This is a genomic window from Shewanella sp. SNU WT4 (genome assembly GCF_006494715.1).
In the GTDB taxonomy this organism is placed as follows: domain Bacteria; phylum Pseudomonadota; class Gammaproteobacteria; order Enterobacterales; family Shewanellaceae; genus Shewanella.
This window is the reverse complement of sequence record NZ_CP041151.1, coordinates 641,036-661,880: the sequence shown is the minus strand read 5'-3', so window position 1 is coordinate 661,880 and position 20,845 is coordinate 641,036. Positions and strand designations below refer to the sequence as shown.

General features: G+C 44.9%; 19 protein-coding genes and 1 pseudogene. 9 read left to right on the top strand and 11 right to left on the bottom strand.

Going from position 1 to position 20,845, the window contains the following annotated elements:
• Positions 1–54: 54 nt before the first annotated feature.
• The 5 genes and pseudogenes from FJQ87_RS02980 to FJQ87_RS02960 form a co-directional block, all read right to left on the bottom strand.
• Positions 55–1,524, bottom strand: coding sequence for a pitrilysin family protein (locus FJQ87_RS02980; RefSeq protein WP_140930442.1), 1,470 nt, complete (start codon positions 1,522–1,524; stop codon positions 55–57).
• Positions 1,521–2,846, bottom strand: a pseudogene (locus tag FJQ87_RS02975) (pitrilysin family protein). The gene FJQ87_RS02980 and the pseudogene FJQ87_RS02975 overlap by 4 nt, the downstream one beginning before the upstream one ends.
• A 235-nt stretch (positions 2,847–3,081) precedes the next feature.
• Positions 3,082–3,735, bottom strand: coding sequence for a class I SAM-dependent methyltransferase (locus tag FJQ87_RS02970; protein ID WP_140933963.1), 654 nt, complete (start codon positions 3,733–3,735; stop codon positions 3,082–3,084).
• 74 nt (positions 3,736–3,809) lie between these two features.
• A complete protein-coding gene (locus FJQ87_RS02965; RefSeq protein ID WP_140930440.1) occupies positions 3,810–4,205 on the bottom strand; it encodes a hypothetical protein in 396 nt (131 codons plus the stop codon).
• 58 nt (positions 4,206–4,263) lie between these two features.
• Complete coding sequence (locus tag FJQ87_RS02960; RefSeq protein WP_140930438.1) at positions 4,264–5,820, bottom strand: EAL domain-containing protein; 1,557 nt, start codon at positions 5,818–5,820, stop codon at positions 4,264–4,266.
• Positions 5,821–6,179: 359 nt separating this feature from the next.
• Between FJQ87_RS02960 and FJQ87_RS02955 the strand changes: the two genes are divergently transcribed.
• Positions 6,180–8,231, top strand: coding sequence for an EAL domain-containing protein (locus FJQ87_RS02955; RefSeq protein WP_140930436.1), 2,052 nt, complete (start codon positions 6,180–6,182; stop codon positions 8,229–8,231).
• A gap of 27 nt (positions 8,232–8,258) precedes the next feature.
• On the opposite strand, the gene FJQ87_RS02950 is transcribed toward FJQ87_RS02955, so the two are convergent.
• Together FJQ87_RS02950 and FJQ87_RS02945 are read right to left on the bottom strand one after the other, a co-directional pair.
• On the bottom strand, positions 8,259–8,867 hold the full coding sequence (locus FJQ87_RS02950) for a tRNA-uridine aminocarboxypropyltransferase (protein ID WP_140930434.1): 609 nt from the start codon (positions 8,865–8,867) through the stop codon (positions 8,259–8,261).
• 203 nt (positions 8,868–9,070) lie between these two features.
• On the bottom strand, positions 9,071–10,306 hold the full coding sequence (locus FJQ87_RS02945; RefSeq protein ID WP_140930432.1) for a multidrug effflux MFS transporter: 1,236 nt from the start codon (positions 10,304–10,306) through the stop codon (positions 9,071–9,073).
• A 107-nt stretch (positions 10,307–10,413) separates the two neighbouring features.
• Here FJQ87_RS02945 and FJQ87_RS02940 point away from each other — a divergent pair, with 107 nt between their 5' ends.
• The gene (locus tag FJQ87_RS02940) at positions 10,414–11,406 is read left to right on the top strand and encodes a LysR family transcriptional regulator (protein WP_140930430.1); all 993 of its coding nucleotides are present in this window, start codon (positions 10,414–10,416) and stop codon (positions 11,404–11,406) included.
• On the opposite strand, the gene FJQ87_RS02935 is transcribed toward FJQ87_RS02940, so the two are convergent.
• On the bottom strand, positions 11,366–12,280 hold the full coding sequence (locus FJQ87_RS02935; protein WP_276613165.1) for a LysR family transcriptional regulator: 915 nt from the start codon (positions 12,278–12,280) through the stop codon (positions 11,366–11,368). The genes FJQ87_RS02940 and FJQ87_RS02935 overlap by 41 nt on opposite strands.
• 42 nt (positions 12,281–12,322) lie before the next feature.
• On the bottom strand, positions 12,323–13,750 hold the full coding sequence (locus tag FJQ87_RS02930) for an IS4 family transposase (protein ID WP_140930426.1): 1,428 nt from the start codon (positions 13,748–13,750) through the stop codon (positions 12,323–12,325).
• A gap of 524 nt (positions 13,751–14,274) precedes the next feature.
• Here FJQ87_RS02930 and FJQ87_RS02925 point away from each other — a divergent pair.
• The 6 genes from FJQ87_RS02925 (at position 14,275) to FJQ87_RS02900 (ending at position 17,721) form a co-directional block, all read left to right on the top strand.
• Positions 14,275–14,775: a DUF2726 domain-containing protein gene (locus FJQ87_RS02925; RefSeq protein ID WP_140930424.1), complete on the top strand. Its 501-nt coding sequence runs from the start codon at positions 14,275–14,277 to the stop codon at positions 14,773–14,775.
• 160 nt (positions 14,776–14,935) lie between these two features.
• Entirely contained in the window at positions 14,936–15,259 is a 324-nt protein-coding gene (locus FJQ87_RS02920; RefSeq protein WP_140930422.1) for a cytochrome c3 family protein, read from the top strand.
• 5 nt (positions 15,260–15,264) lie between these two features.
• Positions 15,265–15,942, top strand: a complete 678-nt coding sequence (locus FJQ87_RS02915; protein WP_140930420.1) for a 4Fe-4S dicluster domain-containing protein — start codon at positions 15,265–15,267, stop codon at positions 15,940–15,942.
• Positions 15,939–16,880 carry a cytochrome c nitrite reductase subunit NrfD gene (gene nrfD / locus FJQ87_RS02910; RefSeq protein WP_140930419.1) on the top strand — a complete coding sequence of 314 codons (942 nt, stop codon included), beginning with the start codon at positions 15,939–15,941 and terminating at the stop codon, positions 16,878–16,880. Before FJQ87_RS02915 ends, nrfD begins: the two co-directional genes overlap by 4 nt.
• 11 nt (positions 16,881–16,891) lie before the next feature.
• Positions 16,892–17,179, top strand: a complete 288-nt coding sequence (locus FJQ87_RS02905) for a cytochrome c3 family protein (RefSeq protein WP_140930418.1) — start codon at positions 16,892–16,894, stop codon at positions 17,177–17,179.
• A 206-nt stretch (positions 17,180–17,385) separates the two neighbouring features.
• Positions 17,386–17,721, top strand: coding sequence for a hypothetical protein (locus FJQ87_RS02900; protein WP_140930417.1), 336 nt, complete (start codon positions 17,386–17,388; stop codon positions 17,719–17,721).
• A gap of 106 nt (positions 17,722–17,827) precedes the next feature.
• On the opposite strand, the gene FJQ87_RS02895 is transcribed toward FJQ87_RS02900, so the two are convergent.
• The gene (locus tag FJQ87_RS02895) at positions 17,828–19,249 is read right to left on the bottom strand and encodes a DUF4145 domain-containing protein (protein ID WP_140930416.1); all 1,422 of its coding nucleotides are present in this window, start codon (positions 19,247–19,249) and stop codon (positions 17,828–17,830) included.
• A 7-nt stretch (positions 19,250–19,256) separates the two neighbouring features.
• Positions 19,257–19,991 carry a hypothetical protein gene (locus tag FJQ87_RS02890; RefSeq protein ID WP_140930415.1) on the bottom strand — a complete coding sequence of 245 codons (735 nt, stop codon included), beginning with the start codon at positions 19,989–19,991 and terminating at the stop codon, positions 19,257–19,259.
• A gap of 158 nt (positions 19,992–20,149) precedes the next feature.
• Between FJQ87_RS02890 and FJQ87_RS02885 the strand changes: the two genes are divergently transcribed.
• Positions 20,150–20,686, top strand: a complete 537-nt coding sequence (locus FJQ87_RS02885; RefSeq protein WP_140930414.1) for a DUF2780 domain-containing protein — start codon at positions 20,150–20,152, stop codon at positions 20,684–20,686.
• Positions 20,687–20,845 lie beyond the last annotated feature (159 nt).

Genomic DNA, 20,845 nt, shown 5'->3' with positions numbered 1-20,845 from the left:
AACGATCGGCATTACAGCTAAAGGTGGGTTTTTTCGATAAATTTCGACGATTAATTAATGACTAAAGCCAACATCATCAATGCTGATACGTTTAACTTTACCATATTTGGCTGCCATAGCTTCTATTTCATCAGCCTTGCCTATTAATACCAGTTGCAAGTGTTGCTGCGGGAAATAGCGTTTTATTAGACTCGCGGCCTCTGCTAAATCAAGGTTATTTACCTGCGCCTCAAAGTTATTGATAAAAGAATCATCAACCCCATAAAGGTACATAGTGCTCATGAGATTGGCGAGCTGGCCACTGGTTTCATACTCCGGCGGAAATTGGCCTTTTACATAAGACTTAGCAGAATCTAAGGTGGCTTGATCTAGCCCTTGCTGCCACAACTTGGCATAAGTAGCTAAAGCTAAGTCTATGGCTTGCTCTGTGCTGGCGGTTTTAGTAAAGGTGCTGATACTAAATAAGCCACTATCCCGATAAGGGCTAAAACCTGAGCGCGCACCATAAGTGAGACCGCTGTTGACCCGCAGCTCATCATTAAGCCAAGAGGTAAAACGCCCGCCCAAAATGGTATTAATAACTTGCAGTGATACGTAGTCAGGATTATTACGGCTGATACCTAAGCCGCCAATCATAAAGGTAGTTTCAATGGCATCAGCTTTATCCACCACTAAAACTCGCGCCTGAGTTAGTGCGGCGGGTGCTGCGACAAGGCTTACATTCGCATTAGCGCTGACATTGCTGCTCACATTAGTGCTCCCTCCTTGCCAATCAGCAAACAAGCCTGTGAGATAGTCCTTCATAGTGGTGAGGTCAAAATCGCCAGCCACTATGATGGCGGCGTTATTGGGCTGATAATACTGCTGGTGAAATTGCTGCACCGCCTCTGTAGTCATAGGTTGCAATGATTGCTCATCACCATCAGTTGCATTGCCATAAGGATGCGAGCCAAACACTTGCGCGCGAAAGTAATCATGAATCACGGCGCGCGGGCTTTCTTTAGCTTGAGTCAGGGCGGCGATTTGCTGCTGCTTGAGCTTAGTAAACTCAGCGCTATCAAAGCTTGGAGTGATTAATATCGCCTTAAGTAAAGGCAATATTTTTATGGCATCGTTAGCCATAAAATCCATAGTGACTACACTGCCTTCTGCACTAGAGTAAGAGGCGACACTCGCGCCAAGGGAATCCACAAAGAGCTCAGATTCGGCCTTACTTTTGAGGCTATTACCCAGTAGCAGGCTTGCAGCCGTCATAGACGCAAGGCCTGCTTGGGTGTCATTAACACTTCCAGAGCGCACCACGGCATTAACAGTAATCAGGGGCACTTCGGTTTGCGGCATTAACATTAAGGTTAACCCGTTAGCCAGAGTCACGGTTTCATAGCTTGGCATCACAAAGGCAGGTGAGCTTGCCGTTGCCGCCTTAGATAATTGAGGTACTGATTGACAGGCCGTTAAGCCAATAACCATAGTGAATGAGGCTGCCATCAAGCGCGCCACTAAGCCAAATCTGATGTTGCTCATTGATCTTGCTCCTCATTTGCTGCCAACACGCCGACGGTGCGATTCGCGCGGGTAAAATACTTAGCGGCGACTCTTTGTATATCTTCGGGGGTGACCTTGTTATAAGCCGCTGGCGCTTCAAATAACTGGTTGTAACTGCCAAAATACAACTCATAGGTACCTATGGTATTGGCCTTACCATTGATGGTTTCCATGTTGCGATAAAAACCCATTAGCCGTAAGTTTTTTACCTTATCTAACTCTTGCTGCGTCACGCCTTGATTCACCACGCTTGCAACCTCAGCCAACATGGCTTGCTCTAGCTTAGGTGCCGTCACCTCTGGCGCAGCTACGCCATAAAAATAGAATAAATTAGGATCAAAACTTTCAGGCATATAGGTTTCTGCCGACAAAGCGACTTGCTTATCCACTAACGCCTGATGCAAACGCTAGCTATTGCCTTCCCCTAAAATGGCGGCCAATAAATTCAACGCGTAATAATCTTCAGATTGAGTCGCTGGAATATGATACGCCAGCATCACATTGGGAGTACTCACAGAAGCCTTGTGCACAAACACGCGGCGCTCACCGGTTTGCACTGGCTCTATGGTTTTTATCGCGCGAGGCGGCGCCTGCGCGGGTATGGGGGCTAAGTATTTTTCGGCAAGGGCTTTGACTTCAGCAAGCTTTACATCGCCTGCTATCACCATCACAGCATTATTGGGCGCGTAGTAAGTTTTATGATATTGGCGTAAATCATCTATGGTCCAAGCCTGAATATCTGATTCATGGCCGATAACAGGCCAAGAATAAGGATGAGCATTAAAGGCCACAGATTTAAGCTCTTCATGCAGCACTCTAAAGTTAGAATTTTCAAGCCCAGTGGTGCGCTCAGAGGTGACTACGCCGCGCTCACTTTCGACCATAGCCGCAGAAATATCTAAGTGAGCTATGCGGTCGGCCTCTAAATCAAATATGGTTTCTAAGGCTGATGCAGGAAACCAGTTGGTATAAACCGTTATATCTTCAGTGGTATAAGCATTATTAGCGCCGCCTGCGGCCTCCATAGTACGGTCAAACATTTTTGGACCATACTTTTTGGCGCCATTGAACATCATATGTTCAAAGAAGTGAGAAATGCCTGTAATGCCTGGCGCTTCATTGCGCGAGCCCACTTTCCAGAAAATATACATGTTAGCGTTTGGAATCGAACTGTCTTCCAACACCATGATTTTCATGCCGTTTGCTAACGTAAAACTGTTAATGTCCGCGCTCGTCGTGGCGCGCGCTGGCGTCCATGCTTGCACCATAATTAACGCTAATCCAATCCATAGGAGCTTCATCAGCACACCTCACCAAAGTCTTGTTAAGTCAGCCCGCAACATCTGACAACTAGTGGAGCCATTATTCAGCCACCAATTAAAGACAAATACTTAAGAGACGCAAGCAAAATTGCAACATAAACGCAACCTTAGCCAAAGACCGAGGTTTGATTAGCAAAAATAGTGGCCGCTGAATGCTTTAATCTAGCGCTAAGGGGATAACTTTATATGCCACCAATAATTGGTGGAGGAATAGCTAGCGCGCCTTGGTTAAAAACACCACATCATTATCAATCAATTCCAGTTGCCAGCCATAATGCTTGGCAAGCCAGCCAAAGCTAGCGTCACTGTAGAAATTAATATGGGTGAGATCGTTTTTATAGTGCCAGCGACTAAAGGCATCGGCACTAGTCACCTGCTTAGTCATCACAGCTAATACGCCGCCCGCCTTTAACATGGTATTGAGTTGCGCTAATAATTGCGCGGCATCGGCAATATGTTCAATCACTTCCGTCAAAGTAATAAAGTCATACTGCTGATGCAGCAGCGCGCCATGGTTATGGTAATAGAGATCGTAATTGGCTATCGCCACTCCATTTTCTCTTGCCATCTGGCTTAATACCGCGCCTTCTCCGCAACCAAAATCTAGCCCTTGTAAGCGAGTAATATCCGCATGAGTGCCTTGTAGCCGCGCTAATAGTGGCGCCCAAGTGCGGCTTAAAAAGCGTCGGTAACCAGCATCAGCACTCGAGTTATCATGCTTGTCGTACTCAGCTTTCTCGGCGCTTGGGGATAAATGAAAAGATGCAGGAACTGAAACGAGTTCACACTCCTGACAGCAAACATAGCGCCGCCGCGCATCTTGGCAAAAAAGAGTTAAGTGCTGCCCGCCGCATAAGGGGCATAACATTGGATGAGTCACATGAGGCTCGCTCAAGAAATAATGGCGCTCTTTATAGCATTTTTTAGCTTAAATTGGATGGGCTAAGGAATAGGCTTAAGCACAGGGGTAAGAGTGCTAGATTGAGTGGCCGCAGCTTTTGCCTCTTTTAGCGCTCGCTCTTCATCACTTTGTAAGGCGCCTTGGGCTTTTTTTAATTGCTCAGCTTCCCAAGTGGGACGCGCTTCATCAGCCTTGGATGTTAATTGGCGCTCATTGCTGGCCGCAGTTTTAGCTTTTTGTAATTGCTCCGCTTCCCAATTAGGCTTGATGTCATTGGCCGAAGTTAGGGGCTGATGATTTGAGGTCAGTGACTTATTAGCGGGAACCAACAGCACTTTATGAGGCTTGCTACTTGTTGTTGGCGGCACGTTTTGCGCGCCAGCACTCACATTAACACTTAAAAGCATAGCGGCCATCATCCATCCTTGGTGTTTCATTGCTAGTCCTTATTGTCTTAAGTGCTTAAGTGCTGACTTGATTAAATACTTAGTGGCTTTAGTGCTCAGTATTTAGTGTTAGCTTAGCTTGCTGGCTTTGTTGCCAAAACTCCACAAAGTCTTTGGCGGCCACAGGCTTAGCAAACAAATAACCTTGTTGCAAACATACGCCGCGACTTAATAGTGCCTGAGATTGAGCAAGGGTTTCAACCCCTTCGGCAATCACTCCCATATTTAAGCTTTTGGCCATTCCTACATAAGCATCTAACACTTGAGTACGGTTTTCTTCTTCCACTAAGGTATCAATAAATAGCTTATCAATTTTCATGATATTAAATGGCAGTTGCTGCACATATTGGCCGCCGCCATAACCAGTTCCTGCATCATCAAGCTCAATCAAGCAGCCTAATTCCTGCAACTGTTTAAGATTGGCTGACGCAACAGTCATGTCTTGAATAGGAGAACGCTCAGTGATTTCTAGCGCCAAATGATAAGCGGGATAGCCGAACTCACTTAATTGCGCTAATAAATTGCTAAATTTAGCCGTTTCAATTTGCGCTGCGATTAAGTTGATCCCACAGCGAAATTCTGGATTAGCGTTAAGCACTACTGCTAAATCTTGAGGAATATCATTCAAGATTTTGGTGGTGACCTGATAAACCATATCACTTTGTTCTAGTTCATTGATAAAGATAGCAGGCGATAATATTTCACCACTTGGCAGGATCCAGCGGATCAAGGCTTCTGCACCAACGATTTCACCGGTTCTAGCATTCATTATCGGCTGATAGAAGGGCTGCAACTGCCCATTATCAATAGCTTTTGCCAATCTAAAATGAATACTCTTATGCAATTCTTTGCGAAGACGGTATGAATGGAACATCAATAAGATAAAAGTCGACAATAACAACAAAAACGGTAAAAAATAGGTTTTAGATAAACTAAATACTCGCCAAAGACCAATCACTGACGTGACTTCAATGGGATATTTATCGCTTTTAATCTGGATAGATTTAATGCCATCACCATCAAGACTACCTATATCTAAGATAAGCTCATTATCGCCAAGATGAATATAAATCCGCCTGTCACTATGGCGCTCAGGCTCAAAGAATGAATAATGACTCAATAAAGAAATTCGGCGAATATTAACCTGCCGACCTTGATGCCACATATATAAATCTTGGTAAGATTGCCCGGGCAAATATGAGCTAGTTAGCTTGGTATTTTCCAATGCGGGAATTTCCCAAAGTTTAGGCTTAGTGTTAATACTGAGATCAAAGCTAACTTGCCCCATCACGCTACAAAACTCAAAGGGTGGGCTTGATAATGAGCGCACAAAAAACAGATTTGCATAGATAGAGTTAAACATGTGCTCTTTTAGCACTTCTTGCCCTTTTTCATCGCATTGCTCAAAACTGAGTGCATCCATCACCCTAAGATCTTGATATGCGGTGTCTAACTGATTCTCCACCGACAGAATGAAATCATCGAGATCATCACTAACTTCCATCTCAATCAGCCAATAACTAAAACCAAAAGAGAGTAACGCGGCCGCTAACAAAAGCGCGAACACCTCTAAGCAGGTTTTCCATGATTCAGTAAAATTTTGCAATGAGCGCCATTCTCGCTTTAAAAATTAACAGTTATCCATTAACTAGTAAGAGGAATAAGTCCATTTAACATTGTGACAACCAGATTCTATCTGACGAATGCGACATACCCTTAAAAATCAACAAAAAATAATAGTCATAGCGGCTAAAATAAGCTTTAATTTTTAAAGAAATAATCTTTATATTTAATCAAAACTTTCTACAAAATATTCACAACCGTAATGGATGTAGACGTTCATTGAGATTTTATCATTCATTGGCGGATTTAATAAGAAGATTTAATACTCAAAGATTAGTACATAGGGAAATACTCGACTAATCACCCGCGCTAATAAGGAACATTTAGGGAGACTCTTATTCCATGAGTCCTTGGCAACAGATACTCGCTCAACTTTCATCGAAAGCACTCACGCCTCTTGCCAATGAGAACGCCGCGCTGGCGCTCTTATGTAAAGGTAAGATTTTAGGGTGCTCAGCCACTTTCGCTGACGCCCTGGCTGTCAGCCCCGATGAAATCAACGGCATAAATATTTCACAATTGTCTGCGCGCTTACAATCCAATGGTCAACAGAGCATAGAATGCTTGTCATTATGGAGCCCTAAGCGCGATCACCACTTCCAGTGGCTATTTGTTGATGGCAATAACAATGAAAAATTAATGGCTTGCCAATTAAGAGCCACTAGTTATCACCATCAAGACTGTCATTTACTGGCGATTCGACTATTAGAGCGACGCTTACAAGAGCGTAGCCAGCAATCAGCAGACACGACTTTTAGTGATATTCCGCGAGAAATACTCGATGCATCGCTTGGCCATAGCGCCGAGGCTGTGTATATCACAGATGCCGCTGGCACCATCATAGCGGCCAATAATGCTATGTTTAGGATCAGCGGTTATAGCCAACAACAACTGATAGGTATAGCGCAGCAAACGCTGTTTCTTGAAGGCCAGAACCAATTAATGCAAATGGGCATGGCTTGGCAAGGCGAAGTCATGAAAACTAAGGCCGATGGTAGCCGCTTCCCGGCATGGCTAAGTCAACGCTGGCTCAAATCCAATGCTGGCGATAGCTACTGCGTCAATATTTTCTCGGATATCACCGACAAAAAAGCGTTGCAACATCACCTTACTTATCAAGCCACCCATGACAGCTTAACTGGGCTTGCCAATCGCAGGCAGCTTAAGCTGTCACTGCAAGATGCGCTTGCCAAAATTGACAGAGCCAAGTCCGGCATGGGCGCGTTAATGTTTTTAGATCTCAATGGTTTTAAAAATATTAATGACTGTTTTGGTCATGCCATGGGCGATATGGTACTGCAACTTGTTGCCGCGCGATTAGAAGCCGGCTGCCCAGTGGATAATCTATGCTGCCGTTTAGGCGGCGATGAATTTACCTTACTCATCAACCAATGCGATAGTCGTGAGCAAGTGGCTAAGTTAGCGCGCCAAGTGCTGAGTCTGTTTGATACCCCATTTGAATTAGAAGGTCAGAAGTTTTATCTCGGTACTAGCATAGGCATCACTTTATTCCCTGAGCATGGCGAGCAAGCAACGCAATTAATTAGCCGCGCCGATACCGCTATGTATAGCGCCAAAAAGAGTCTCGATCATATCGTCTTCTACAGCCAAGAACTGCAACTGATGGCGGAGCAAAAAGTCACCTTTTTGAATGCCTTAAGGCACGCCTTAAGCCTTAATCAATTTATGCTCTACTATCAAGCCATCATAGCCAATGACACCGGCGAATTAATGGCGGCCGAAGCCTTATTACGTTGGCAAATAGATAAAGACCATGTGATTGAGGCGATAGATTTTATTCAGCAATTAGAGGAATCTGGCCTAATTATCAGCGTGGGCAATTGGGTATTATCGCAAGCCTGTCAGCAAGCCGCGCAGTGGCGTAAACAGTATCAGCGCGGCGTGCGTATTAGCGTTAATGTCTCACCGCTACAGTTAGAGCACCCAGATTTTATTGAGCATGTCGACAATGCGCTCGCGCGAGCTAAATTGCCGCCCAATTTATTAAGCATTGAAATCACCGAAAGCGCCCTAATCAGACGACCTGAAGCCGTCAAAGCAACTTTAATGGCACTGAAGCGTAAAGGCGTGGGGATTGCCATTGATGACTTTGGTAGCGGCCTATCATCTCTTAGCCGCTTAAGCAGTTTACCGATTGATAGTATTAAAATTGATGCTGATTTTACCCAACAAATCGACACAGAAACTGGGATGAAATTCTATCAAGCTATGGTATTTCTGACTAAAGCGCTCGATCTTAATTTCGTGGCCGAAGGCATAGAAACTGAAAGCCAATGGCAGCAATTTAAAACTATGGGTCACGGATTTGGCCAAGGATTTCTGTTCAATCATCCCTGCCCTGCCACTGAGTTTACACAGAAGTATTTGGACTAATGAGTCAATTAGCATTGGGATTAGGAGTTAGAACTCTTGGTATCTGGCTTGGACTGCCGCTGGCATTGCGGCAATCTGGCGCGCCACCATAGCATCAAAGGCCGCTAACATAGGGCTGATATCTAACTCGTTTTCAAGCGCGGCTAGACTATAAGCCGCCGCTTCTAAGCTTGAGAGACTATCGCTACGTTTAGCCTTACGAATACGATAACGCCCTTGGTAATCATCCCCTAAATGCACAGCTTGATACTCTTGTAGCCAAGGGTTGAGCTTAAGTATCTTCAAAGCCTTACGCCAAGTGCCATCAATCAACAACAAAGTGGTATGGGCAGGATTTTCGATCGCCACAGTTTCAATGGCCACACTCGACTCACTGGGGTAAGCCACTAATACTTGAGTGGATGTTTGCGTTAGGCGCTGCCGCAAACAGTCAAAATCTTCAGGCAACTCACCCACATGCACTTCGCACTGAGGCAACACTTGCTTTAACAGACGCACACTATTTTTAGCATGCTGCACTTCTGAAGGGTGCTGCAGCACGACTAATTGCACCTGGCTTTGCATCACGTTAATACTGGCGCACAGACACGCGCTTTGCGGATACTCGCAATCAAGGCAATAACGACGTTTAGACATGTCACTCACAGTGGGAAAATTAAGCGCGCTAGTCTACGTCAAACTGCCGCAGAGGTTAAGAGTGCGTCAGCATTAGATGCGCATAAGTTTTGGCAGCAACAGCCAACGGCTAAATTGCCAATTCACACCATTTAAGCATAAAAAGATAAGCATAAAAAAAGCCCAGTAACTGGGCTTTAAATTATCAAGTCACAAATCAAGCTCTAACGCTCAGCAGCAGTTTCAAGCTCAGCGTCTAATTCAGCTTCAGGCTCGCGGTGCCAATGACCAAAGCGATTCATCAACATAATGCCAATAAATGCCGCCGATAAACCGCCCATCACAGTGGCAACCGCTACTGGCGCCTCCAGTGAGGTTTGCTGAATAATGCCAGCCACAATTGATGCGCCACTCATTTGAATAAAGCCCAGCATAGCGGTCGCCGTACCAGCGCGCTCACCAAAAGGCGCAAGCGCCATTGATGTTGCAGGCCCAAGCAATAAGGCAAAACCGCTACATAACAGCATCATAGGTAGCATATAGCTCAAAGCGCCCGCCATGCCTTGCGCGGGAATAAGCTGATGCAATACCAAAAGCAATAACGCCGCTAACAGCATTAATCCCTGCGCCACTATCACAGTCATGCGATTCCCTAAGCGCTTAATCACTAACGGCGCCGCAAAACAGGCAATCACATTGACTATGGCATTAAGGCCAAACAAGCCACTAAAGCCTAATTCCGAAATACCTAAGTGATGAATCAACCATACTGGCGAGTAAGAGACATAACACAAGATAGCGCCCATGCCTGACATACATGTCAGCGCATAAAACATAAAATGGCTGTTGCTGAGCACTGGCTGATAACGATTCCAGCGATATAAGGGGCCAGTGCTAATGGTATGCTCAGGGCGAGTTTCTTTAAAACGCAGCGCAACCACACTTAACATGATTAAGCCGTAAACCGCCATAAACATAAAGGTTGAGCGCCAGCCAAACTGCAAGGCTAACAAGCCGCCTAAGGTCGGGGCTAAGGCTGGGATCACGCAAATTGCGCCATTTAAATAGCTGTATACTTTGGCGCTTTCTTGCGGGCTAAAGCAATCACGCACCGCACTAAATACCACTATTGATGAGGCGCAGGCGGCAAATCCTTGCAGTACCCGAGCTAACTGCAAGTAACTAAAGTCCTGAGCTAATACAGCCATCAAGCTACTTAATACATACATGCTGATACCAGCAAGCACCACAGGGCGACGTCCAAAGCGATCGGCGAGCGGGCCGATCACAATTTGCCCGACACCCATGGCGAATAAAAACAATACTAAGGTAGATTGCACGTCACTGGCGCTAACACCAAATTCGGTCGCCATTACTGGCATAGAAGGTAAATAAATATCTATGGCCATAGGGCTTAACAGCACCATAAACATCAATAAAGGTAATAAATTGGGTCGCATACAATCTCTGAATTCACACTAAAAATATGGCAACTATTGTAAGCCCTGCCCAAGTTATGAATGAAATGATATTCTTTACTAAATGAATTTCCATTTTGGAATAACTGATGAAGCTGGATAAACTGATCAGGCTAGATCTTAATTTACTGGTTATTTTGCAGGTGCTCTTAGAAGAGCAAAATGTCACCCGCGCTTCTCGCCGCCTCAACTTGAGCCAATCGGCGCTCAGTAAGCAACTCGCCAAATTGCGGGACATGCTTGATGATCCCTTGTTTCAGCGCACCGCCCATGGCTTAAAGCCTACGGCCCATGCCCAGCAAATTGCAGAGCGCTTACCCAAGCTGTTGCAAGGCATTGCCGAACTCACCCAGCCACCGCAATTTATCGCTGCCAGTTGCGATCGCCAATTTAGCTTTGCCATGGTTGAAAGTGCCTATGAAACCTTATTAACGCACTTTATTGGCAAGGCATTGAACGAGGCGCCCAATATTAGGTTCAGCTCTTATGTGTGGACCGAGCATTCACTGCAAGCCTTGCTCATGGGACAAGTGGATTTTGGCATTACAGGCCGAGATCTAACCCCGCAAACTGGCGAGCTTTTTGATAATTTGCCGAAAGAATTAGTCTGCCAAACCTTATTTACTCATCAACAAGTGTGTTTGGTGCGTAAAGATCATCCGGCCTTATTGGCATATGACAAAGGTCATTGGGATCTGGATTTTTATCTCAGTCTGTCGCATGTACAAGTGCGCTGTGAAGGTAACGATTGGTGGGCATTAGATTATCACCTCGCGCGCTCTGGTCAGCATCGCAAGCTTAGCGTGATAGTGCCGGATTTTTATGGGGCGTCCAATATCTGCGCCAATAGCGATTTAGTGTTTACCTTGCCAGAAAGCTTTGCCAAGCACGCCGTAAAAATCTATCCCTTGGTGGAATTACCTTTGCCCACGCCATTTAGCCCGATGGCGTATGTGTTGTTATGGCATCAAAGACACAGGGAAGACCCAGGGCATCGCTGGGTGAGAGAATCACTCATGGCCTGCGCTAAGCAAGATCAGATCACTCCAAATGATCTTTCACCAATTCTGACAACGTCATAATCAACTGCTCAAGTTTAGGATCGCTATTGCCGCGTTTTTTTAATAAAAATAACCAAGGCGTATCCTGACCTTGATGCAACCTAGCCGCTTCGACTTTCGATATTTGGCAAGCATGTAAGCCTGGGATCATCGCAAACTTATCGTACAAGGTGCGATAAGAGGTTAGCGCTAAGCTGGTATGGGAATACATATAATCTATCAGGCTACTGGTATTACGCACAGTTAACTCTGTCTGTAACTCAATCCCTTGGCTATTACAGAAGCGCTGAAACGGGGTGTACTCATCCAATTTAGCAAATTCAGTATCGACATAAGGGTATTGAGCAATAGATTCAAGACTAATCTCTTGTGACAAAATAGGGTGTTCTGATGATGCTAATAAATATAAATTAGATAACTGAATGAGCGGAATAACATCTAATTTATCACTTAAGGATTGCAACTCATCAAGGGATGAATGGCAGCATAAGGTAAAAGATAACTTATCGTTGATGACTTCTTGCCAAGAGTTAGCATGCCACTGCTCCAGGACTAAATTGAATTTATCATTAAACTGCTTAAGCTTAACCAGTAAATCCTTAGTTAAAGAACAGGCAAAATAATCAGGCAAAGCAATCACAAACTGATTAGTTAGTACTTTAGCCTCAGCGTGAATATGATTAAAAGCCTCTGCACTGGCGATTATACCTTTAGCAATTGGATATATTTGTGATGCTACCGCATTGGGGCACATACCATATCGACGACGCACAAATAATTCATTATCAAATGATTCGCGCAAACTCTTTAAGCAACGACTAATTTTAGGGGCTGGAATATTTAATTGTCGAGAAACAACGGTTGCGGATTCGGACTCGTACAAGAGTACGAATATACTTAGACTTAAAAGGTCAACGCCCTGTCTCTTGATCAGATCTCATAGCGTTTCTCCGGCTTCAAATAGGGCTTTGGCTAAGCGATACCCCTTTACCTGAGCCTGAAGATCATCCCATCCCTCCCAAATCGTGGACCAGCTGGCCATTCCCGTGCGCTTGCTATCATTAAAGCCTCCTAGTTTGGCCAAGGATTGATAAGCCCACTTCATATTTGGGGCTTCTTTGCCTTTATGTCCCCTTGGCTTGTAGAGCTGCATCAGTACTCGCCATTCATCATTCTCTAAGACATTGCTGCAGCTTTGATTTTCCATGCTTTGCGCTGCTTCGATTTGCCCTCTTTTTCTCAGATAAATTGGCAGGCTCATCACTTCCCGAAGTTGCAGTAGCCGCACACCAATAAAGCAAAGTATCGAGGCCGCTCGCTCAAGGTTGTCTGGCGATGTCATGCGTAACCTTTCAACCCCCGCGCCGGTTTTCCACGCCTTATGAAAGTCCTCAATGCGCCATCTAGTGGTATAAATATCAATCACATGAAGTTGCTGCGCCAACGTGTCAATCGGCTCACTGGTCAGTAGCATCCAAGATAGTCCATCTTCACCTTGGGGAGGATTGAGCTCTTGTGCGTACACCACATTAATCGCATGCTGCTGACGATTATGTTTGATGTTAACCGCACTGGCTTTGAGGGTGAGTTTGGCTGTTCGCGAGGGACGATTCTTGCTTTTCCCACTGGCTTCCTTTATGCCTTTTTGTGGGATGGCGATGGTGTATCCGCCGGTAACGGGATGACTATCCATGTGCTCAAACAGCTTAGCCTCGTATTCTACTAGGTTTCTTGCATGTTTTGCCCGCACCACAAACCGTTCACTATGTGATTGTTTATCCGATAAATAATGCATGATATCCGCTTCTCTATCACACACTGAGATCACTCGCGACATGTGAGCCTGCAAGCGTTGCCGCGTAAAATAGGATGCATCGGCCCATTTACCGCTCTCTTTTTCATCGGCCTCGTTGGGATTATCAGGTCGACACCACCAATCTTGGTGGATCAAGCCCAAGGTCCGAGAAGTATGGCTATCCAGTAGCAAGACAGAATGAACCCACCAACCACGAGACTTATCGGTAGGTTTGCCTAATTTCCCTAATTCAGACGCCACACTGTGCTTATAACTCAGGGCTGTCGTGTCTTCGAGAGCAAGTATTTCATTTATATTTTCAATCGCTTGGGCGGTGCGAGCAAAACCGGCGGCTCTGATCATAGATGGGCTAACATTATCATTGCGGATCAATCGATAGGCTCCTTCGAGTTTGGCATCTTCACCATTACAAGATCTGGCAACCGATTTACCGCTGCCAACCGCCATGTGTTCAGCGACGACGGTTAACCTTGCCGCTCGTCGTTTATCACCTAGCTCAGCATGATGAAAGTGATCATATGCCCATTTGTTCGGGTTAAAAATTGACATTAAAAATGATGAAGTGAGTGAATTTGCATGATCTGATCATCGCCAGTCAAGAAAGTTCCATTTTTTGCTAATAATTTGTGTAGAAGAGACAGGTCAACGCCTTCAACATTCACCACAGCCAGCTCCTTCTGATTTATAATTATAATTATAATTAACACAATTTCATCTATACAAAAAGTAATCAACTAGTTGCACAGCAATTATCAACCAAGATCACAATTTTATTTTTAACAAAATCCAACACTTACACCGGATTATGCAAATAACAATTCCACTATCAACAAGTACCATTTAAATCAATCACATAGAAATCACTCCTACTACATACCTAGCCATTAAGAATTCTGCTGTTAGCAATTCTTGATTATAAAATGCAAAATATATGTATGTTGTTTTCGCAAACCCCAACAACATCATATTATTAACATTTACTTTCTCAAGATACGGAAATGTTGACTTCTATCAACATTATCCTAGGTAAAAAAAACAATACTGAAGTGGACAAGATTAACAAGGAGAACATCATGTCTACTTCAGTGATTACCAATTATGCCTTTATGTATTTCGTCTTATTTTTAATTGTGCCACTGTTAATTGTGAGTTTTACCCTCACCTGCATTAAGTTTTTCAAAAACGAATCTATATATAACATTGAAAACTTAACTCTTGAACAATTAGGCGCAAGTGCTACGCCACACTTTAGTAACAAGCAGGTGTTAAACCAACTTCATGACTTAAATGCGCTTGCAAAAGACAAATATGACATTCTGTATGGTGTTAATTTAGATGAAGTGATCGAAGTAAAAAACAATGACGAATTAAAAGAAGTCTTACATCAATATAAAATGAACTATGTCGTGATTGACCATAAGTCATCAGAAATAAAATTAGTCATCACAGACAATGAACATAATGAAAATAGGGCTATTCGTAATATTTTTAGAAAACTTAACATTAACCACATTAATGTTAAACCCAACCAGCCATATGACTTCAACTTAATCAAAACTGCATTAGCGGCCTAATTACACTATGTCAGGGAGTCGCTATATGTTCACATTACTGAAGCCATTAATGTTAGGGCTGATGCTAGTGGGCACTGGAATCTCCTGGGCACACGCCCAGGAACCTCTGTCACCAATGCATGACAACGCTTGCTTTAAGTGCCATAAAAAGAACGGAAAAATGTTAGGTGTGCACGCCAACGTTGCGCTCGATATTAGCTGTAATGATTGCCATGGTGAAAAACAAGGCCATCCTCGCCAACCTTCTGAGTTAGTGATTTTTAATTCAGATAAAAGTACAAGTCTTCAACAAACTTCTCGCTGTTTAACTTGCCATGAAGCCTCTGTGATTGGCGAGCAAGAGTGGACCCATAATGTTCACTCCAACAAAATCGATTGTGCCAAGTGCCATCAACTGCATCCAAACATAGATCCTATGGTCGCAATCTCAGCCCAGCAACGCGCTGAACTTTGCAGTAGCTGTCATCAAACCTCAGCGGAATAATCTCTATGCAAAAGAGTAAAAGAATGTTTCTTAAAGGTGCGGGAGCCTTAGCATTAGGGTTTTCAATCTACCGAATGTCAGCGACTACCCAAGCAGCCACTGTGGGCAAAATTGAAAAACTGGTGCTCATTCACGATGAGAACAAGTGCATAGGTTGCGATGCTTGCAGCTTGGCCTGCCGCGAAACTAATCAAGTGCCAGAAGGCGTGGCACGATTAGAAATTAAACGTCATGGCCCTTATGGTGAATACCCTAACCAAAGCTATCGTTTTGAACGTATTTCATGTCAGCACTGCGAAGAGGCGCCTTGCGTTAAAGTCTGCCCAACTGGCGCCGCCTATCGCGATGAAGCCACTGGCATAGTGCGAGTTAACGAATGGAAATGTGTGGGTTGCCAATATTGTCTGGCCGCCTGCCCTTATCAAATTCGATTTATCCATCCAACCACCAAGGCTGCTGATAAATGCGATTTTTGCTTAGAAACTAAGTTAATGCAGGGCGAATTACCAGCCTGCGTTCAAGCCTGCCCAACACAAGCGCTTATTTTTGGTGATAGTAAAGATCCAAGTTCCCAGGTCAGCAAAATACTACAAACTGTGGCCGTTAATCGCGATAAAGAAGCCTTAGGCACCCGCCCTAAAGTCTTTAAAATTTTGGCCGCTAATGGCGAGGTAGTGATATGAGCCCCTTTCATTTCGATTCTTTAGTGTGGCATTGGCCCATTGCGATTTACCTGTTTCTTGCTGGTATTTCTGCAGGTTCCATTTTCTTTGCCATCTTACTTAAGTACTTTTGTGTAAAAGATAAAGCTGAAGGTTCACGCTTTATTTTGGGCGCATGTATCATAGCGCCGATTGCCGTGTGGGCGGGTCTTGGTATTTTAGTGGTAGATTTAACTAAGCCACTGGATTTCTGGAAGATTTTAATTTTCTACAATCCTTTATCTGTGATGTCCATTGGTGTCATAGTCTTGATGATCTACCAAGTCTTTATGTTTGCTTGGATAGGCGCCATCTATCAAAAATCACTCACTGAACTCCTAGCGGGTCGCTTGGCAATCGTCAGCCGCTTATTGCGTTGGCTTGCACATCATCAAGCCACGATTACCGGATTATTATTAATCCTTTCAATATCACTTGGGGCCTACACTGGATTCTTACTCTCGGCATTACCTGGTTATCCCATGCTTAACAACCCAGTATTACCTTTACTCTTCTTAGCTTCAGGCTTGTCATCGGGAGCTGCAGGCTCGTTATTGCTGGGCGTGCTACTTAAAGGTGCGGCCGACAGTAAAGAAGTGCATTTCATTCATAAGATTGAAATTCCGCTGATTTTAATTGAGTTGGTACTGCTATTTACCTTCTTCCTCGGCCTCATTTTAAGTGGTGGCCAAAAGCAAGTGGCAGCCTTCAATGCCATAGGTCAAGGGTTCTGGGGCTGGATTTTTTGGGGCGGAATTATCGGCCTAGGATTATCGATTCCGTTAGCCATGAACTTATTCATGAGCGCCTCGTCGCAGCGCAAATTTTCTTACGTCGCCTTCACCGCCAGCATGAGTCTGCTTGGGGTGTTACTGCTTAGACATTTCATTTTATATACAGGCCAAATGACATTAGCATAAAGGAAATCAATATGTTGAAAAAAATAATAATGGTGCTTATCTGTAGTTCATTCAGCGTTGCCGCGGCCAATATTGCCGACACCCACACAGAAATGTCAGGCTGCGATGCTTGCCACGTCAATAGTGAACCTTCAAGCGACATGGTGCATGAGTTACAGCAATGTCAGTCATGCCACGGTGCGATGAAGGATATTGCTGGCGATAACCATAAGATCCATGATGGCGTTATCGGCTGTAATGATTGCCATATTGCCCATAAAGACGTGAAGCCCGATGCCCTGTGCTCCCAATGCCATTAAGAGCAAGCCACTAAAATAACAGCAATACCTATCAAGATTGCGTCTTGAGCGACACTCAACTTTATTGCTGAGTGTCGTTTTCATTAACGGCAATTAACGTGATCTATATCACACCCAGTGTCAGACTCTTGTTTCGATTTGCTCGGGCATACATTTTTTCGAGCATCTTATGTGATTCACTCACGCGAACCTCTATCGGAGAGTCTATGGTCACTTTTACTTCAGCCAATTCCAGCGGCCAGTTATTTAAAGCATCCCCCATGAAACTCGTGCTGGCAGTATTGCTGTTAGTCGCTACTTTTGCCGTCACTATGGTGGCGTTGCCATTACTACTGTTAATTGGCGCAGTCGCCATGATTGCCATTAACTTAGCATGGCGGCGCTTACAAAAACGTCAGCAGGCATTTTATGCTCAAAGTGAAACCTACACTGAGCAGATGGACTCAGACCAAAGCCATCCATTTGATGACAACTTTATTCCTAAGCAGCATGAGGCGCAGATAGTCGATTTACCTAGCAGCGAATGGCAACGTAAAGACTAAATGCAAAGATAAGCTAGGTGGCAAAGCAGCTAATTCAGTGCAGATAGTTAACACAGAGGTTAACGATTTAGTAGCGCGAGCATTGAGCGCCATTAAGCATTAGACATTAATTTATCGGCATATCAAGTAACTGGGCGGCGCGCTGCATGGCGCTAAGCTCTTGCGGATTATCAGTCAGCGGCATAACTTGCGCTAACTGTTGCTGCAATGACTGCTGCAGCGCAGTAATAATCTCGTGATGTTCATCATTGGCGTGGCGCTTAGCTAAGGCCAATAAGGCGGCGGCGCCAACCACATCAATGCGCCCGAGCATGCCATCGGTAAGCGCAACACTGAGCTCAATCATAGCGGGCACACTGCGGCCAAAACGAATGACTTGGCGCAGATAATCTTCGGCAACGCTAAGCTCCTGTGCACTTAAACTTTCATCATTTAATAATTGCTGCGCTCGCAGCAGCATGGCATCTAACTGCCCGTGGGTGGCCGCTTCCGTCAGCCAGTATTCACTTAAACTTGGATTGCTAGTGCAGCCCTCACCTTTGGCGAGCATTAAGGCTAAATGATATTGCGCTTGAGCAAAGCCAGCATCCGCGGCCTTTAAGCTCCAGTCATAGCCCAGCGTTAACTGACCTTGCTGATAATACAGCACCCCAAGATTACACATAGCCTCAGCGTTATCTTGCTTAGCGGCGGCTTCAAGATACTGCTGCGCTAACGCTTTATCGGCGGCGGTATGCAAGGTGCCCGTTAAATAAAAATAACCAAGCAAAGCTTTAGCATTAATTACCCCGGCATTTGCTGCCTCTGCAATTAAGGCTTCGCCTTGGTCAGCGTCAGCATCACCTTGATACCCGTGCAATAAGGCCACGCCGTACTCAAAGCGTGCATCCATATCGCAGCGATAAGCCAAACTAAACCAATACATAGCTTTAGCTAAAAACTCATCACTGCCTTGGTGTAAACTTCCAGCGTCAGGTAAGTCATCCTCTAAGGCCTGCTCTTGCTCTTGTAGAAGCAAGGCTTTGGCTTTAAATGACATACCGAGTAAATATTGCGAGCGACAATCATCTTCCATCACAGCGCGATAGCACAATTCGCGTCCAGCATCTTGCCCTAAGGGTTGCAACTGATACTGACAATTAAGCTTAGGGTGCAATTGCTCGCAGGCTAAGGCTAATACTTGGCGAGCATCGCTTAAGGATTTTTCGGCCAGCGCTAATAAGGCTTCTTGAGTGAGGTGATATTTTTCAGGATGAGCGCCACGATTGCCGTGACCTCTGAGTTTGTGTAGCGATCGCGCGAGACGCACCGAAATGAGCCGCTGCTTATTGAGCTGCTCAATTCTATCGAACAAGTTAACGCTATCAAAAATGCGCTCGCCTGCTAATAACTGACACAGCCTATGGGTAAAGGCGCGAATATGTAATAGACATTGGGTCGGCACCTCAAAGGCGTAATCCCGCGCTTTATCATATTCACTTGCCAATACCGCATCGATATTAGCTACCCATTGGCTGTCAGTTTGCATGCGTATCCTATTGATTGTCGCAGTTATCTAAGTTAACGGCTTTAGGAGCGCGATTAACCATGTATAAGCGGAACAAGGCGATATTGACGAATAAGCTAAAGAAAGCGATGCCAGTATCAACAACAATTTGTACCGGTAATCCCAGTGGCAGCAAGGCCGAGGCAACTAAGCCACCCACTAACGAAAATGGCATGTACAAAAATAAGATCAACATGGTTTTTAAGGCAATAGGACCACTAAAGTTAAAGCTCGCCTTAATAGATTCCAGCGGCGTTAAGCGCTCAGTCACTACCATGAAATTGACATAGGCCAAACGCGAGAACAAATAAGCGCTCACACCTAAGCCTATGATACCTAAGCCACCCGCAAAGGCGGTTAAGATAAAAAATGGCGCTAAAATCGCTAAGCCTGAAAAAACGCCCGCCAATAATAATGGCGGTACAAACGCAAAGCTGTGACTTAACACTTGCATAGCCGTTGGCTGATGACCTTCACTGCGCCATTCCATAAACAAGGTTAATGCCGCAATTAGCAGTGAAAACACCAGTAACAGCACCATCATGGCCGCGCCATGACCGGCACCAAACTGCGGATTTTCTAAGTCAGCGCCGCGCAGTTCTGCGCCCAGCCACACTTGAATCGCCACTTGGATCACTAAGATTGGCAGAGTCAGCTTAGCCAGCTGCCCCATATGATTTTTAAAGAAATAAAACGCTTCGGTTAAGATAGCGGACAAAGACATGCGCCCTTCCATAACATATTCAACATAAACTGCCGCTAGGATACCCAATATCCCGCTGCAATGCACAATACAAATAGCTTGCCGTTACATAAAGAAAAAGCTGTTATCGGAATGTTTTGCCGTTAAGATGGCGCTAGGTATTCTGAACTGAGGTTCCAATGAAAAAATCTATTACTCTAGCTACTCTGCTCGCAGCCACTCTCACTATGAGCGCAGCTCATGCGAGTTGGCTCAATGATTTGGTGGGTTCAAGCAGCGCAGATACAGCAACGTCTAACCAAAGCGCGGCGACATCAGGTCTAAGCACTAATCCCTTGGTTAATAGCCTGTCATCCCTAGGCTTAAATGCAGCGCAAACTGAAGGCGGGATTGGCAGTTTATTAAATGTGGCTAAAAGCACCTTAGGTGCCAGCGACTTTAGCGCCTTAAGCCAATCCATTCCTGGCGCCGATAGCTTATTAGCCGCAGCGCCTGCGCTTGGCGGTAACGATGGTCTCACAGGCTTATTGTCTAAAGCCGGCAATGTCGGTCAAGGATTACAAGCCGGAGCTATGGTCTATGATTCGTTCGAGAAGCTCGGCATCCCTAAAGACATGGTGGTGCCTATGATCAATGGCGTGAAGTCTTATCTTGAATCTCAAGGCGATACTGGCGCATTAGGATTACTGAATAAAGGCTTAGAAAGCCTGCTCTAAGCGAGTGTTAGCCGTAATTTATCACCAGCTAGCGCGGCAAACCGTGCTAGCTGGATGCAAGTAGCGCCAGCACACCACAAATGAACTAGGTTTAATCCCCCATCCGTCTGAACTTAGTGTCCATATGCTAGTCTTCAATATGTGTTCTATTGCCAAAAC

What these genes read in the sequence shown, in the direction of transcription:
- FJQ87_RS02980 (WP_140930442.1), bottom strand. Translation starts at nt 1,524, where the DNA reads ATGAGCAACATCAGATTTGGCTTAGTGGCGCGCTTGATGGCAGCCTCA.
- FJQ87_RS02970 (WP_140933963.1), bottom strand. Translation starts at nt 3,735, where the DNA reads ATGTTATGCCCCTTATGCGGCGGGCAGCACTTAACTCTTTTTTGCCAA.
- FJQ87_RS02965 (WP_140930440.1), bottom strand. Translation starts at nt 4,205, where the DNA reads ATGAAACACCAAGGATGGATGATGGCCGCTATGCTTTTAAGTGTTAAT.
- FJQ87_RS02955 (WP_140930436.1), top strand. Translation starts at nt 6,180, where the DNA reads ATGAGTCCTTGGCAACAGATACTCGCTCAACTTTCATCGAAAGCACTC.
- FJQ87_RS02950 (WP_140930434.1), bottom strand. Translation starts at nt 8,867, where the DNA reads ATGTCTAAACGTCGTTATTGCCTTGATTGCGAGTATCCGCAAAGCGCG.
- FJQ87_RS02945 (WP_140930432.1), bottom strand. Translation starts at nt 10,306, where the DNA reads ATGCGACCCAATTTATTACCTTTATTGATGTTTATGGTGCTGTTAAGC.
- FJQ87_RS02940 (WP_140930430.1), top strand. Translation starts at nt 10,414, where the DNA reads ATGAAGCTGGATAAACTGATCAGGCTAGATCTTAATTTACTGGTTATT.
- FJQ87_RS02930 (WP_140930426.1), bottom strand. Translation starts at nt 13,750, where the DNA reads ATGTCAATTTTTAACCCGAACAAATGGGCATATGATCACTTTCATCAT.
- FJQ87_RS02925 (WP_140930424.1), top strand. Translation starts at nt 14,275, where the DNA reads ATGTCTACTTCAGTGATTACCAATTATGCCTTTATGTATTTCGTCTTA.
- FJQ87_RS02920 (WP_140930422.1), top strand. Translation starts at nt 14,936, where the DNA reads ATGTTAGGTGTGCACGCCAACGTTGCGCTCGATATTAGCTGTAATGAT.
- FJQ87_RS02915 (WP_140930420.1), top strand. Translation starts at nt 15,265, where the DNA reads ATGCAAAAGAGTAAAAGAATGTTTCTTAAAGGTGCGGGAGCCTTAGCA.
- nrfD (WP_140930419.1), top strand. Translation starts at nt 15,939, where the DNA reads ATGAGCCCCTTTCATTTCGATTCTTTAGTGTGGCATTGGCCCATTGCG.
- FJQ87_RS02905 (WP_140930418.1), top strand. Translation starts at nt 16,892, where the DNA reads ATGTTGAAAAAAATAATAATGGTGCTTATCTGTAGTTCATTCAGCGTT.
- FJQ87_RS02900 (WP_140930417.1), top strand. Translation starts at nt 17,386, where the DNA reads ATGGTCACTTTTACTTCAGCCAATTCCAGCGGCCAGTTATTTAAAGCA.
- FJQ87_RS02895 (WP_140930416.1), bottom strand. Translation starts at nt 19,249, where the DNA reads ATGCAAACTGACAGCCAATGGGTAGCTAATATCGATGCGGTATTGGCA.
- FJQ87_RS02890 (WP_140930415.1), bottom strand. Translation starts at nt 19,991, where the DNA reads ATGTCTTTGTCCGCTATCTTAACCGAAGCGTTTTATTTCTTTAAAAAT.
- FJQ87_RS02885 (WP_140930414.1), top strand. Translation starts at nt 20,150, where the DNA reads ATGAAAAAATCTATTACTCTAGCTACTCTGCTCGCAGCCACTCTCACT.